The sequence below is a fragment of the Endozoicomonas sp. Z74 genome (assembly GCF_057680865.1).
This window is the reverse complement of the sequence record NZ_JBLYZI010000261.1, coordinates 1-969: the sequence shown is the minus strand read 5'-3', so window position 1 is coordinate 969 and position 969 is coordinate 1. Positions and strand designations below refer to the sequence as shown.

The window sequence follows — 969 nt, the reverse complement described above, 5'->3', positions numbered from 1 at the left end:
ACAAAATACCTGTCTCGTTACCTCGGGTGGAAAAGGTTTCTTAAAACTCAACTCTTCTCAGAGGAGGCTTTTTTAGATCAAGTTTCTATACATTGGGTAGAGCAACACTTAATTTGAACAGCGCCGGCATTACCGCTTCCACAAAAGGCCAGGGAAACGAGGCAGCAAGCTTTGCAAACGGAGGAAACGAAAACGGTTGCAACCAGAAGAGCAGAAGCTCCAGCGACCAGACCCAAAAAGCCTACCCCTCAGGAAAAAAGACAAACCAGGCCTGATATTCCTCCAAAACCAAACCTCCGCCATCAAGGAAAAATGGCGGTTCAAAGTGCCACAGACAAATTTCTTCTGGGCATTCAAAAGCCTCAAAACCAGGCACAGGTTATGACGGGCGTTTTCACCAGGCTAACGGACAAACAGACACAGGCCAAAGAAGCAAAAACAGTCATTGATGTTTATGACCGCCTGATTCCCGACTCCGTAAAAACCAGAATTTATCAAGGTGAAATCATCCGCCCAAATACCCGATCAGAGAGAAACACCCAAAAACCCCAGCGTTTTCTGCCAAGCCCCACTCCCAGACAGATCAATGAGTTGAAGAAAATGGGCCTTCCACCCTTCGCCTCTGAAGAACAAATGTTATTAGCGCTGGCTAACAGAGCCAGGAAATCCTGGGAGCGCATAACAAATGATACAGATATGGAAGCCCATAATCGTCAAATGCAGAGCCTGAGGTTCACCTATAAGTTGCTGTTCCGAAAACCCTGACAGAACATGGCAAAGTCAATTGCCAAATGACTGATACATAATACCAAGAACCAGTATTGACTTTTCCCAGGAGGCTGCAGGGCAAAAACATGATCACCAATTGAACAGCGCCATCAAGAAACAGCCTGTATAATCAGGGTTTTTCCTGTCTTTCGATGTCTGCAAAAGCCCTGTTTTCCAAATTCTCCTCGCTCACTGATAAGC

1 protein-coding gene is annotated in these 969 nt (G+C 45.9%); it reads left to right on the top strand.

The genetic code is table 11. The features are described from left to right. Nucleotides 1-381: 381 nt before the first annotated feature. A complete protein-coding gene (locus ACNRUY_RS26650; RefSeq protein WP_488114689.1) occupies nt 382-765 on the top strand; it encodes a hypothetical protein in 384 nt (127 codons plus the stop codon). Nucleotides 766-969 lie beyond the last annotated feature (204 nt).

What these genes read in the sequence shown, in the direction of transcription:
- ACNRUY_RS26650 (WP_488114689.1), top strand. Translation starts at nt 382, where the DNA reads ATGACGGGCGTTTTCACCAGGCTAACGGACAAACAGACACAGGCCAAA.